Raw genomic sequence first — 12751 nt, 5'->3', positions numbered from 1 at the left:
GCGCCTACTTTGAAACATATCTGACGGAATGACGCCCATGGCAGGAAGCAGTTTGCTGGTACTGATCGACGACATCGCAACAGTGCTCGACGACGTGGCGCTGATGACCAAGATGGCCGCCAAGAAAACCGCCGGGGTCCTGGGCGACGACCTTGCACTCAATGCGCAGCAGGTGTCGGGCGTGCGCGCCGAGCGCGAGTTGCCGGTGGTCTGGGCGGTGGCCAAGGGATCGTTTCTCAACAAGCTGATTCTGGTGCCGGCGGCGTTGGCGATCAGTGCGTTCATCCCGTGGGCGGTCACGCCGCTGCTGATGATCGGCGGCGCTTACCTGTGTTTCGAGGGCTTCGAAAAGCTGGCGCACTCCTTTCTGCACAGCGCCAAAGACGATGAGGGCGAACACGCGAAACTGACGGACGCCGTGGCCGACCCGGCGACCGACCTGGTGGCATTCGAGAAGGACAAGATCAAGGGCGCGGTGCGTACCGACTTCATCCTGTCGGCAGAGATCATTGCCATCACCCTCGGCACGGTCGCCGATGCGTCGCTGACGCAACAGGTTATCGTGTTGTCGGGCATCGCCATTGTCATGACCATCGGCGTCTATGGCCTGGTAGGCGCGATCGTCAAGCTCGATGACGGCGGGCTTTACCTGAGCGAGCTCAAAGGCGAGGGCGGCGGGCGGCGGATGCAACGGGCACTGGGACGCGGGGTCTTGAGTGCGGCGCCGTACATGATGAAAAGCCTGTCGGTGATCGGCACGGCGGCGATGTTTCTGGTGGGCGGCGGCATTCTCACCCATGGCTTGCCGGTGTTGCACCATGACATCGAAAGCCTGGCTTCGGCTGCGGGTGCGCTGGCGTTTGTCGTCCCCACGCTGCTCAATGCGGTCGCGGGAATCATCGCCGGTGGTATTGTGTTGGCGGTGGTACTGGGAGCAAAAAGAATCTGGCGCCTTTTCAAGGCCTGAACGGTATTTTCGGTGGCGAGGTGTCGACCGTATGAACAGCCCTTTGTTTTCCAGCGTGGTTGCCTATGCCCAGCACTGTGAGCGGCAACTCGTCGAAATCCTCCATCGCCGGCCGACGCTCGATCGGCAACAGGTGATGTCCTGGGTCGACGAGCAGAGCCATGCAATGAAAGACCGTGATCCGCTGGACCTGCTGCGTTCGCTCAACGCCAAGGTCCGCGCGGGCAAACCCATGCCCTGGGAAGGGCATCCCTGACCTGGGCCTTCGCTTTCGCGGGCGTGAGTTGCCCGCGATGGCGAGGGCGATGGCGTCAGTCGCCATCAATACAGCGAATCATCAGAAAAACACCTTCAACAAAAAGCTCGCCGTGTTCTGATCGGTATCGAAGTAACGGGTGTCGTTGATCCCGTACTTGTTGCTCCAGTAATCGTATTCAATCCCCACATAAAGTTGCCGGTCGGCCAGGTTCAGCGCCTTGCCCAGGTCGTATTTGATCTGCGGGTTGAAGTGCAGATTGGAATGGTAGTCGCCATGCGTGTTGGACTGTTTGTTGTCCACCACCCAGTCCATGAAACCGTCGATCAGGATGTCCGACTTGCCCACCGGAATGGTGTAGGACCAGACCGGCGTGATCTGCCAGGCGCCGTAGCCTGCGCGGTGGCCGTCGGTGTAACGCTTGTAGAAGTTGAGCTGGAAGTAATCGAAGCCAGGCAGGTTCAAGTCAAAGCCCGGGCCGATCAGGTAGGACTCGACATCGCCTTCACCGAATTCGTACGTGGTCGCCAGCAGCACATCTTTGATCGGGCCCAGTTCCAACTTCTGGTCGAAGATCTTGCCCAAAGACAGGCGCGGCGAGATTTCGCCGTAGGTCGAGGCGTTGCCCAGCCCCGAATCTTTTTTGCCGTTGTAATTGATGTAGTCCAGGAAGATAAAGTTGTCGCCGTACTTCCAGCTGTCTGCGTGCTCGAACGTGAACGTCTGTTGAACGTCCGGGTTCACGGCGAAGTTCTTGCCATAAAGGTAAGTCAGGCTGTTGCTCTGCCACTGCAGCAGATCGCCAGACATCGCCGGGGCGGCGGCCAACAGGCTACCGGCGGCCATCAGGCTGGAAAGCGTACGGTTCATGCGATTACTCCCTTGAACGAAAAGTCGTTGTTTTCTAATAAACGGCGCTCTGTTCCGGCGCCTTGTTTGCGGCTGAATAAGTTGTCTGCCTGGTCAGCTTCATAGGGTTAGCAAGAGCTGAGCCAAGGCCCTGAAAAAAGACAAAAAAGTCTCGTCGGCTGTTTGGAAAACAGTCGATTTCAGGGTGTTCCGTTGCCATTTCGAGGGCGCAGCGGCTGAGCGGTAACCTGTCCGTTCAGTCAGAATATTGTTGTGGGTCGCGGGACCTTTGTTTTCGAGCGGCGTTTGAGCGGCGGCGGAGGATACTGACTCGCGCGACAACCCTCAAGTGCTCTGCGACAGAGCACCGGGTTCGAAAACAGGGCACGCATGCGTTGCCGATCAGTGCGAGTGCAAGGGTCCTGCCATGGCCGCGCGCTCGGCGCCGCCCAGGACGTTGAACAGCAGGTTCAACAGAACCGCGCTCAAGGTCGCCATGGCGATGCCGCTGTGGGTGATCGGGCCCATCCAGCCGGGTAACTGGCTGAAGAATTCAGGTCGCACCACCGGGATCAGGCCCATGCCGATGCTCACGGCCACCAGCAATTGATTGCGCCGGTCGGAGATATCGGCTTCCTGAAGAATCTTGATCCCGGTGGCAGCGACCATGCCGAACATGGCGATCGCCGCGCCACCCAGCACCGCAGGAGGAATCGAGGCCACCAGATACGCCGCCTTGGGCAGCAGGCTGAGGATCACCAGGAAACCGCCCGCGACAATGGTCACCGAACGGCAGCGCACGCCGGTCATCTGTACCAGCCCGATGTTCTGGGCGAAGGAAGAGTGCGTGAAGGTGTTGAGGAAACCTGCCAGGAACGATGCTGCGGCATCGCAGAGCAGGCCGCGGCGGAGCATGCCGGGTGTCACTTCCCGGTCGGTGATCTTGCCCAGCGCGAGAAACATGCCGGTGGACTCGACGAAGATGATCACCACCACCAGACACATCGAAAGGATCGGCGCGAGGCTGAATTGCGGCATGCCGAAGTGCAGCGGCGTGACCACTTTCACCCACTCGGCCTGCGCCAGTCCGCTGAGGTCAACCATACCGATCAGGCCGGAAAGCACATAGCCAAGGCCCATGCCGATCAGCACCGAGATGTTGACCCAGAATCCACGCATGAAGCGATTGATCAGCAGGATGGTCAGCAGCACCAGCGCGGCGACGGCCAGGTACAGCGGATCGCCGAAGCTTGCGGCCTTGTTGCCGCCGCCCGCCCAGTTCACCGCCACCGGAAACAGCGACAGGCCGATGGAGGTGATGACCGTGCCGGTCACCAGCGGCGGAAAGAAGCGCACGATTTTCGACATGAACGGCGCGATCAGCATGCCGAAGAAGCCGGCGGCGATGGTCGCCCCGAAAATACCCGGCAACCCCACGCCCGGCATCCCGGCCATCGCCACCATGCTGCCAACAGCGGCAAAGCTTGCGCCCATCATGATCGGCATTCGGATGCCCAGGGGGCCGATGCCCAGTGACTGCACGACGGTGGCAATGCCGGCGACGAGCAAATCGGCGTTGATCAGAAAGGCGATTTCTTCCCGTGAGAGGCCGGCGGCCTGGCCAATGATCAGCGGCACCGCAACGGCGCCGCCGTACATCAACAGGACGTGTTGCAGGCCCACCAGCATCAGTTGCATCAGTGGCAGGGGCTGTCGTGGTGGCGCAGCAGGGATTCGCGCGTGAGTTGACTCGGACATGCAACACCTCGGATTTTGTTCTTGTTTTTGAGTACGCCCGTTGCGGCTGGGCGGTGGAGCCTTGGTTGAGCACATTCACGGTAGGAGCGAGGCTTGTCCCGCGATCGGCTGCGCAGCAGCCGTAAAATCGGCAAGCGCGGTGTCAGGCAGAACCCGGGATGCTGACTTTACGACGACTGCGTCGCCGATCGCGGGGCAAGCCACGCTCCTACACTGAGCGCGTGGCTCGGCTGTTTAATTCGTCTGCGCCCCCTTGTCGATCCATTGCCCCAGCAGATCACGTTCCTGCTGGGTCATCTGGGTGATGTTGCCCAGCGGCATGATCTGCGCGGTGACGGCCTGGGCCTGGATGCGCGGCGCCAGTTGCTGGATCTGTTGCGGGGTGTCGAACATGATGCCGCCCGGCGCGCTGCTGAACAGCGGGCTGGTCGGTTTGGCCGAATGGCAGACCGCGCAGCGTTCCTGAATGACGCTGTGAACCTTCTCGAAGTCCACGCCACCGGTGCTGGCCTGTGTGGGCTCGGCGGGGGCCTGCGCGGGAGCAGCCGCGGGTTTCGGCTCATCGGCGCGATGGCCGCCAATGGCCGTCGCAGGCAGTGGCTGGTATTCGATCTTCGCCACTTCCGGACCACGAGGCATTTGCGCAGGACCGGTGACATAAGCCAGGCAGATCATCCCCAGCGCGCCGACCGGCAACGCCCAGGCGAACTTGTGGCTGTTGTGGCGCGTGTTGAAATAGTGACGCACGACCACCGCCACCACCGCGATACCGGCCAGGATCAGCCAGTTGTACTGACTGCCGTAGGTGCTCGGGAAATGGTTGCTGATCATGATGAACAGCACCGGCAGGGTGAAGTAGTTATTGTGCCGTGAACGCAGCAGGCCTTTGGCAGGCAGCATCGGATCCGGCGTGCGGTTCTCGGCAATCGCCGCGACCAGCGCGCGCTGTGCCGGCATGATGATGCGGAACACGTTGCCGACCATGATCGTGCCGATGATCGCGCCGGTGTGCAGATAGGCGCCGCGCCCGCTGAATACCTGACTGAACCCGTAGCAGGCGCCGATGACCAGCACGAACAGCACCAGGCCCAGCAAGCCAGGCCTTTTGCCCAGCGGCGAATCGCAGAGCAGGTCGTAGATGAACCAGCTGGCGATCAGCGCGCCGACACCGATGGCGATGCCTTCGCCGCCGCTCAGCGTACTGCCGGGGGCGAGCAGGTAAAGGGTGGGGTTGGAGTAGAACACGATGCACAGCAGCACGATGCCCGACATCCAGGTCCAGTAGGCTTCCCATTTGAACCAGTGCAGGTTGTCCGGCATGGTCGGAGGCGCCAGCTTGTATTTTTCCAGGTGGTAGATGCCGCCACCGTGGATCGCCCACAGATCACCCGAGAGACCGTCGCGCGGGTTGGCGCGATTGAGGTTGTTCTCCAGCCAGACGAAGTAGAAGGACGCGCCGATCCAGGCGATCCCGACGATCATGTGAATCCAGCGCACGCCCAGATTCAGCCATTCCATCAGATGTGCAGCCACAGTCTTTACCGTTTGCCTGTCGTCACTTACGGACGCTAAGGCCCTTTCTTATAAGTGGGGATCGAGAATCATCTTCTGACTCTCTTCGAAGAAATGCTCATCGCAGTTATTGCCACTGCCACTGCGATCAACCACCAGGAAGTCATCCCGCTTTTCGATCGTCAGCACCGGGTGGTGCCAGACGCCGCGATGGTAATTAACACCCTGCCTGCCATTGGTGATGAAGGCGCGGGTCAACTCTGGTTCAGGTGCATCGCCACAGGGCGCGACCACGACCAGAAAAGGGTTGCCGAGCAGCGGAATGAAGGCCTGACTGCCCAGCGGATGGCGCTCCAGCATGCTCACGGTCAGCGGCATGTTCAGCGCGTCGGCGCGGAAAATGCTGATGATCGCCTTGTCGTCCGGCGTTGCCGTCTCAACGGTGGCCAGACGATGAAAGCGCATGGTCGAGCCGTTGTTGATCATGAAATGATCGCTGCCATCGGTTTCGATCACATCACCGAAAGGGGCGAAGGCTTCTTTGGTCAACGGCTCGATAATCAGTGTGCGCATGCGGGTTCTTCTTTCTCGAAATTCGTAAATGAAAACACAGCAGTTTTTGTCTTTACGCGATCTTCTGTAGGAGCGCGGCTTGTCCCGCGATCGGCGACGCAGTCGTCGTAAATCCGAGAAATGCGGTCGGTCTGATACACCGAATTAGCCGATATTACTGTCGCTTCGCGACAGATCGCGGGACAAGCCACGCTCTTACAGACTCAGCATTACTTCGCCACCTTGCCCAACACCCGCAAGCGACTCACGCCACCATCGGGGAATACGTTCAGGCGGATGTGGGTGATCGGGCCCAGCGCCTTGATCTGTTCGACGAAGGTATGCTCGGCGTGCATTTCCAGCTTCTGGCTCGGCAGAAGCTCTCGCCAGAACAGGCTCTGGGTTTCGATCTGGCTGTCGGTGCCGCCCTTGACGAACGCGCCCTGGATCGAGCAGCTGTCCGGGTAGTTGCCCTTGAAGTGCAAGGTGTCGACGACGATCTGCTCCACTTCGCCGGCATGACCCAGCGCCACGATCACCCAGTCGTTGCCTGGCGTGCGGCGACGTGCGGTTTCCCAGCCGTCGCCCATGTTCACGCCACGGCCCGGGTTGAGAATGTTGCTCATGCGGCCGAAGTGTTCATCGGAGCAGGCCAGCGCACGGCCGCCATTCAAGGTCGCAGCCAGGTCGATCTGTTCGTTGTCACCCACTGCCGACCAGTCGCGGTGCGGCACGCCGTACACGCGCAGGCGCGCCACGCCGCCGTCCGGATAAATGTTGAACCGCAGGTGGCTGTACGCCTGTGTGTCGGAAATTTCGTGGTAATGATGGCTGTCGCCCTTGAGCTCGACGGCGGGCAACACTTCTGTCCACACAGTGTTGTCGTCCGGCTCGCCCGAAGCCAGGAAGCAAGCTTCCAGCGAGGCCGATGGCGGGTAGTTGCCGGTGAAATACGAGGTGTCGATGTCCACGCCCTTGATCGAGCCCGCCACGCCCAGACGAATCACGGCGCTGTCATAGCCTTCGAAACGCTTGCGGCGCGATTCCCAGCCGTCCATCCACTTGCCGTTGTCGTCGAACACGCCTTCTTTCCAGACCGCCGGGGTGGGCTGGAACAGGCGGTTGGCGTCGGCAAACCAGTCGTCGGTGACAGAAAGGATTTTGGTGCCCAGGCGCGCGTCGGCCAGGTTGACGAATTTTTCGAAGGGTACGGCGTAAGCTTTCATTCTTTTTGTCTGCCTTTTTGGTCAGTGGCGTGGGAGAGGGCGGTCAGAGGGCTTGCAGGCGAAACAGGGCGATCTTGTTGATCTCGGCCAGCGCACAGGCGAACTCGGCGTCTGCCGAGTTGTGAATGCGCGTCTCGAAAGCCGCGAGGATCTGATGCCGGTTGCTGCCTTTCACCGCCATGATGAAGGGGAACGCGAACTTGGCTTTGTAGGCTTCGTTCAGTTCGGTGAAGCGTGCAAACTCATCGGGCGTGCACTGGTGAATACCGGCGCCAGCCTGCTCATCGGTGCTGGCCTGGGTCAGTTGGCCCTGCACGGCAGCCTTGCCGGCAAGGTCCGGGTGAGCGTTGATCAGCGCCAGTTGCGTGGCGTGATCGGCGCCCAACAGGATGTCGCTCATTCGGGCATGCAGCGTCTGGACATCGTCAAGGTCCGCGCCTTGCCCCAGGTCCCAAGCGCGTTCCGCGACCCAGGGCGAATGTTCGTAGATGTCGGCAAACGCCTCGATGAACGCTTCGCGGCTCAAGGCCGAAGGCGTCAGGCTCTGGAAACGGCTCATTGGCTCACCTGCGACTGGAAAGGATGAACGGCCTGCCAGTGGCGGGCGATTTCGACGCGACGGGCGAACCAGACCTGCTCGTGACCTTTGACGTATTCGATGAAGCGCTGCAGCGACGCCAGACGCGCGGGACGGCCGATCAGGCGGCAGTGCAGACCGATCGACAGCATTTTCGGCGCTTCGGCACCTTCGGCGTACAGCACGTCGAACGCGTCTTTGAGGTACTCGAAAAAGTCGTCGCCCGTGTTGAAACCCTGCACCTGGGTGAAGCGCATGTCGTTGGTGTCCAGCGTGTACGGGATCACCAGATGCGGCTTGCCAGTCGGGTTGTTCGGCTCCCAGTAGGGCAGGTCGTCGTCGTAAGTGTCGCAGTCGTACAGAAAGCCGCCTTCTTCCATCACCAACCGGCGAGTGTTTGGGCCGGTGCGGCCGGTGTACCAGCCCAGCGGGCGTTCACCGGTGAGTTCGGTCAGGATGCGGATCGCTTCGAGCATGTGCTCGCGCTCCTGCGCCTCGTCCATGTTCTGGTAGTCGATCCAGCGATAGCCGTGGCTGCAGATTTCGTGACCGGCGTCGACCATCGCGCGGATCACGTCCGGGTGACGCTGCGCGGCCATGGCCACGGCGAAGATGGTCAGCGGGATATCGAATCGCTTGAACAGCTTGAGAATGCGCCACACACCGGCGCGGCTGCCGTATTCGTAGAGAGATTCCATGCTCATGTTGCGCTGGCCTTGCAGAGGCTGCGCCGCGACCATCTCGGACAGGAACGCTTCGGATTCCTTGTCGCCGTGCAGAATGTTGCGCTCGCCGCCTTCCTCGTAGTTGAGCACGAACGACAACGCGATACGGGCGTTGCCTGGCCATTGAGGATGGGGCGGGTTACTGCCGTAACCGATCAGGTCGCGTGGATAGTCGGCGCTCACTGCAATCTTCCTTATCTACGTATTGTCTGTTGCAGTGGCCGTCAGTGCTTGACGATGGCCGCCGCTGCGATGGATAGATTGTATACAACTTTATTTACGGTTTGTAAGCCTGTTTTTTCGCTTTTCGACTGCCGTATGTCGCTGCAATAAACTTGCCTGAGTGGTCAGGATCTCTGCGAAAACTTCAATGGCGTCAGCAACAGCAGGGATTTCAGGGGGTTCAATGTCTGACGGTTTCAGCCCGAGTGAAAAGTCATTTTAATTGTGTACAATTTAAATCGAAAGTGTCTTAATTGTTCATCGCTCGCACCCGTCAGGCACTGAAAGGGTGCGATTCCTGATTCCAACCATCAAGCGAGGCACTGACAAGCCATGGGACGACTGACCACACACGTGCTGGACGCCGCGCACGGCTGCCCGGGCAGCGGCATCCGCATCGCCCTTTATCGGGTCGAGGGCGAACGCCTGGAGAAAATTGCTGAGGCCACAACCAACAGCGATGGTCGATGCGATGCTCCGTTGCTGGAAGGCGAGGCATACCGCTCAGGCGTCTACCAGCTGCAGTTTCTCGCTGGTGATTACTACCGTGGCAAAGGTGTGACGCTGGGTGATCAGGCATTTCTCGATGAAGTGGTGCTGCGTTTCGGCATCGACGCCCGGCAGGATCACTACCACGTTCCGCTGCTGATTTCGCCTTACAGCTACTCCACGTATCGCGGCAGTTAACGTCCGCTTCCAACTGCTGCACGTTTGCCCCTGTTCCTCTTGCCCGCCCCACACTGCGGGCTTTTTTTCGCCTGGCGAAAACCGCGGCGACGCTTCCTGCCCGCCGCGCTGCACCGTTCATCAGTGACTGATCAACGCCGCCGTTCCGGCCGTGCCGAACAACCCTGCGCTGATGCGGTTGAACCAGCTTTGCCCTTTGCCGGTACGCAGGTAGCGCGCGGCACCCTGGGCGCCAAGGCCGTAGAACAACTTGCAGGCCAGATCGAGCACCGTCCAGGTCACGATCATGGTGATCAACTGACCCAGAAACGGCTGATCCGCCTTGAGAAACTGCGGCAGAAACGCGGCGAAGAACAGGATGTCCTTGGGATTGCTGGCGCCCAGTACAAAAGCCCGCCAGAACAGCGCGGCAAAACCCGGATGAACCACCGCGTCCGGCACCTGCGCGCCACGCTCCGGCAGGCGCGATTGCTTCCAGCTCTGCCAGGCGAGATAGAACAGGTACAGACCGCCGACGATTTTCAGCGCGCTGAACAGCTGCTCCGAGGCCATCAACAGTGCGCCAAGCCCCAGTGCCGACGCGCTGAGCAGGCAGATCGATGCGCAAACCCCGCCAAGGAACGCGGGATACGAGCGCAGCAGGCCGTAATTCAGACTGTTGCCGATCATCAGCAGTGACAGCGGGCCGGGAATCAGAATCACCACCAGCGCAGCGCCGCTGAACAGCAGCCAGGTTTCCAGAGGCATGCAGGTTTCTCCTTGTCGAACATCAGAAAAGCAAAAACGCCTTCCGGCGTTATTGCAGAACCCTTGTAGGAGCGCGCTTGCCCGCGATTGCGTTCTTCCCGTCACCAGATCTTTGGCTGAGATGACGCATCGCGGGCAGGCACGCTCCTGCAGTTGGGTATTCGCGGGCTTACAGAAACACAAACTTGGCAATGAAAATCGCGCACAGCACCCACAGGCTGACCGAGATTTCCCGGTGCCGCCCGGTCCCGGCCTTCAACACCACGTAGGTAATGAAACCCAGCGCGATTCCGTCGGCCACCGAGAACGTCAGCGGCATCATGATCGCGGTCACGATCGCCGGAATGCTTTCAGTCGCTTCTTCCCAATCGATATGCGCCATGCCGCCCATCATCAGCATGGCCACGTAAATCAAGGCGCCCGCCGTCGCATAAGCGGGAATCATGCCAGCCAGCGGGGCGAAGAACATCGTTGCCACGAAGAGCACGCCGACCGTCACGGCGGTCAGACCAGTCCGACCCCCGGCCGCCACGCCCGAGGCGCTTTCCACGTAACTGGTGACAGGCGGCACGCCGACCATCGCGCCGAACACGCTCGACGCACTGTCAGCCTTCAAGGCGCGGGACAGGTTCTCGATCCGGCCATCTTCACGCACCAAACCGGCGCGCTGTGCGACACCCATGAGCGTGCCGGCGGTGTCGAACATGTGCACAAACAGAAATGCCAGTACGACGCTGATCATGCTGACGTTGAGCACGCCCGCCAGGTCCATCGCCATCCAGGTGGGCGCCAGGCTGGGCGGGGTCGAGAAAATCCCGTTGTAATGCACCAGGCCCAGACCCCAGCCGGCGAGCGTCACGGTGATGATGCTGATCAGGATCGCGCCGAACACGCGGTGATAACTGAGCACTGCAATCATCAGAAAACACACCGCCGCCAGCAGTGGGCCGGGCTCACGCAGCGAGCCGAGCCGGATCAGCGTGGCCGGGCTGTCGACGACGATGCCGGCGGTCTTCAGGCCGATCAGGCCGAGGAACAGGCCCACACCCGCGCCCATGGCAAAGCGCAGACTCACCGGAATGCTGTTGAGCAGCCATTCGCGAATGCGTGAGAGGGTAAGGAACATGAAGAGCACGCCGGACACAAACACCGCGCCCAGCGCCGTTTCCCAGCTGTACCCCATGGTGCCGACCACGGTGTAGGTGAAGAACGCGTTCAGGCCCATGCCCGGCGCAAGGCCTACCGGCCAGTTGGCGTAAAGGCCCATCAACAGGCAGCCCATCGCGGCGGCGATGCAGGTGGCGACGAAGGCGGCACCATGGTCGATCCCGGCGTCCGCCATAATGTTGGGGTTGACGAAGATGATGTAGGCCATGGTGATGAAGGTCGTCAGGCCCGCCAGCAGCTCGGTTTTGACGGTGGTCCGGTGCAGGCTCAACTTGAAGATGCGTTCAAGCAGACCGGTGCGCGCGGGTGTGAGGTCCAGCGACGTGGCTTCGGGTTTGCGAGTTTCCACAGTGAAATTCCTCGGGCGTCTTTGTTGTTTTTTTCAGAGCCGGTAACTGCTCCGTGGTGTGTGACGACCCGCCAGGCTGATTTGTTGACTGAAAGGTCAGAAACGTGCACGGGCGAATTATGCGTTTGTATACAAATAATGCAAATAATGTTTTCTGTTTTGTTTCGGAGATTTTGCCGATTGTGTGCATAAAGGCCCTTCGGGACGGGGCCTGTGCAGACTTTCCACACTGTGTACAATGCGCCATTACTTTTACTGTGACTTTGCGGCGATATCTGCTATTGATTTGCCCATCAGCGATCACGGTCACGGCCCAGGTGCCGGATTCAGTTCTCACGAGTGCCCATGAACGATCAGTTGCAACCCCTCAAGAAACAACCGCGCACGGCCAAGGCAGGTCGCAGCGGGACCCAGGACGACATCGTCTACGCCCATATTTTCGAAGCCATTCTCGAGCAGCGCCTTGCGCCCGGCACCAAGCTGAGCGAAGAAGCGCTGGGCGAGATTTTCGGCGTCAGTCGCACCATTATCCGCCGCGCGCTCTCGCGTCTGGCTCACGAAGGCGTGGTCTTGCTGCGTCCGAACCGTGGGGCGGTGGTTGCCAGTCCAAGCGTCGAGGAAGCGCGTCAGGTGTTCTTCGCCCGCCGTATGGTCGAGAAGGCCATCACCGAGCTGGCAGTCGAGCACGCCACCGCTGAACAGCTCAACGAGCTGCGCAAGATGGTCAGCGATGAGCGCGACAGTTTTTCCAGGGGCGACCGTGGGGCGGGCATCCGGCTGTCAGGCGAGTTCCACCTCAAGCTTGCCGAAGCGGCGAAGAACGCACCCTTGATCAGCTTCCAGCGCAGCCTGGTTTCCCAGACCTCGCTGATCATCGCGCAGTACGAAAGCGGCAACCGCTCGCACTGTTCGTACGACGAACACACGCAATTGATCGATGCCATCGAAGCGCGCGATGCCGCCCTGGCGGTCAATCTGATGATGCATCACATGGACCACATCGACAGCAAGCTCAACCTGGACGAAGACAGCGCCTCGGATGACCTCCACGCGGTGTTCTCGCACCTGATGCTGCCGAAGAAGAAATCGGGGCGCAGTACAGCTGTTTAAGCGCGCTACTCAGTGGATCAGCTCGCACTAAGTTCAGTTTGATCGTT

Annotated in this window: 13 protein-coding genes; 4 read left to right on the top strand and 9 right to left on the bottom strand. The window is 60.4% G+C overall.

Going from position 1 to position 12751, the window contains the following annotated elements; all coding sequences use genetic code 11:
* Positions 1–37 precede the first annotated feature (37 nt).
* Both BMZ10_RS08085 and BMZ10_RS08080 read left to right on the top strand, forming a co-directional pair.
* A complete protein-coding gene (locus BMZ10_RS08085; RefSeq protein WP_093459535.1) occupies positions 38–967 on the top strand; it encodes a DUF808 domain-containing protein in 930 nt (309 codons plus the stop codon).
* A 31-nt stretch (positions 968–998) separates the two neighbouring features.
* Positions 999–1223 carry a hypothetical protein gene (locus BMZ10_RS08080; protein WP_256214402.1) on the top strand — a complete coding sequence of 75 codons (225 nt, stop codon included), beginning with the start codon at positions 999–1001 and terminating at the stop codon, positions 1221–1223.
* An 81-nt stretch (positions 1224–1304) separates the two neighbouring features.
* Here BMZ10_RS08080 and BMZ10_RS08075 read toward each other — a convergent pair whose 3' ends face one another.
* The 7 genes from BMZ10_RS08075 to puuE all read right to left on the bottom strand — a co-directional run bounded on the left by BMZ10_RS08075 (position 1305) and on the right by puuE (position 8605).
* Complete coding sequence (locus tag BMZ10_RS08075) at positions 1305–2093, bottom strand: outer membrane protein OmpK (protein WP_093459533.1); 789 nt, start codon at positions 2091–2093, stop codon at positions 1305–1307.
* Positions 2094–2474: 381 nt separating this feature from the next.
* Positions 2475–3830 carry a nucleobase:cation symporter-2 family protein gene (locus tag BMZ10_RS08070; RefSeq protein WP_093459530.1) on the bottom strand — a complete coding sequence of 452 codons (1356 nt, stop codon included), beginning with the start codon at positions 3828–3830 and terminating at the stop codon, positions 2475–2477.
* A 234-nt stretch (positions 3831–4064) separates the two neighbouring features.
* Complete coding sequence (locus tag BMZ10_RS08065) at positions 4065–5363, bottom strand: urate hydroxylase PuuD (protein WP_093459527.1); 1299 nt, start codon at positions 5361–5363, stop codon at positions 4065–4067.
* A 48-nt stretch (positions 5364–5411) separates the two neighbouring features.
* Complete coding sequence (locus BMZ10_RS08060; protein WP_093459525.1) at positions 5412–5915, bottom strand: ureidoglycolate lyase; 504 nt, start codon at positions 5913–5915, stop codon at positions 5412–5414.
* 209 nt (positions 5916–6124) lie between these two features.
* Positions 6125–7120 (bottom strand): allantoicase, encoded by a 996-nt coding sequence (gene alc, locus BMZ10_RS08055; protein ID WP_093459522.1) that lies wholly within the window; start codon positions 7118–7120, stop codon positions 6125–6127.
* Positions 7121–7163: 43 nt separating this feature from the next.
* A complete protein-coding gene (gene uraD, locus BMZ10_RS08050) occupies positions 7164–7679 on the bottom strand; it encodes a 2-oxo-4-hydroxy-4-carboxy-5-ureidoimidazoline decarboxylase (protein WP_093459519.1) in 516 nt (171 codons plus the stop codon).
* Positions 7676–8605 (bottom strand): allantoinase PuuE, encoded by a 930-nt coding sequence (gene puuE, locus BMZ10_RS08045; protein WP_093459517.1) that lies wholly within the window; start codon positions 8603–8605, stop codon positions 7676–7678. Before puuE ends, uraD begins: the two co-directional genes overlap by 4 nt.
* A gap of 372 nt (positions 8606–8977) precedes the next feature.
* Between puuE and uraH the strand changes: the two genes are divergently transcribed.
* A complete protein-coding gene (gene uraH, locus BMZ10_RS08040) occupies positions 8978–9331 on the top strand; it encodes a hydroxyisourate hydrolase (RefSeq protein WP_093459515.1) in 354 nt (117 codons plus the stop codon).
* Positions 9332–9451: 120 nt separating this feature from the next.
* On the opposite strand, the gene BMZ10_RS08035 is transcribed toward uraH, so the two are convergent.
* Together BMZ10_RS08035 and BMZ10_RS08030 are read right to left on the bottom strand one after the other, a co-directional pair.
* A complete protein-coding gene (locus BMZ10_RS08035; RefSeq protein WP_093459513.1) occupies positions 9452–10078 on the bottom strand; it encodes a LysE family translocator in 627 nt (208 codons plus the stop codon).
* Positions 10079–10247: 169 nt separating this feature from the next.
* Positions 10248–11594, bottom strand: coding sequence for an NCS2 family permease (locus BMZ10_RS08030; protein ID WP_093459510.1), 1347 nt, complete (start codon positions 11592–11594; stop codon positions 10248–10250).
* A 345-nt stretch (positions 11595–11939) separates the two neighbouring features.
* Here BMZ10_RS08030 and BMZ10_RS08025 point away from each other — a divergent pair, with 345 nt between their 5' ends.
* Positions 11940–12704, top strand: a complete 765-nt coding sequence (locus BMZ10_RS08025) for a GntR family transcriptional regulator (RefSeq protein WP_093459508.1) — start codon at positions 11940–11942, stop codon at positions 12702–12704.
* Positions 12705–12751 lie beyond the last annotated feature (47 nt).

It is taken from the genome of Pseudomonas sp. NFR16 (genome assembly GCF_900108875.1).
Lineage (GTDB): Bacteria > Pseudomonadota > Gammaproteobacteria > Pseudomonadales > Pseudomonadaceae > Aquipseudomonas.
The sequence above is the reverse complement of the archived record's forward strand: the minus strand, read 5'-3'. Positions and strand labels throughout refer to the sequence as shown.

Coding starts and splice junctions, on each gene's coding strand:
- BMZ10_RS08085 (WP_093459535.1), top strand. CDS start 38: ATGGCAGGAAGCAGTTTGCTGGTACTGATCGACGACATCGCAACAGTG.
- BMZ10_RS08080 (WP_256214402.1), top strand. CDS start 999: ATGAACAGCCCTTTGTTTTCCAGCGTGGTTGCCTATGCCCAGCACTGT.
- BMZ10_RS08075 (WP_093459533.1), bottom strand. CDS start 2,093: ATGAACCGTACGCTTTCCAGCCTGATGGCCGCCGGTAGCCTGTTGGCC.
- BMZ10_RS08070 (WP_093459530.1), bottom strand. CDS start 3,830: ATGTCCGAGTCAACTCACGCGCGAATCCCTGCTGCGCCACCACGACAG.
- BMZ10_RS08060 (WP_093459525.1), bottom strand. CDS start 5,915: ATGCGCACACTGATTATCGAGCCGTTGACCAAAGAAGCCTTCGCCCCT.
- alc (WP_093459522.1), bottom strand. CDS start 7,120: ATGAAAGCTTACGCCGTACCCTTCGAAAAATTCGTCAACCTGGCCGAC.
- uraD (WP_093459519.1), bottom strand. CDS start 7,679: ATGAGCCGTTTCCAGAGCCTGACGCCTTCGGCCTTGAGCCGCGAAGCG.
- uraH (WP_093459515.1), top strand. CDS start 8,978: ATGGGACGACTGACCACACACGTGCTGGACGCCGCGCACGGCTGCCCG.
- BMZ10_RS08035 (WP_093459513.1), bottom strand. CDS start 10,078: ATGCCTCTGGAAACCTGGCTGCTGTTCAGCGGCGCTGCGCTGGTGGTG.
- BMZ10_RS08025 (WP_093459508.1), top strand. CDS start 11,940: ATGAACGATCAGTTGCAACCCCTCAAGAAACAACCGCGCACGGCCAAG.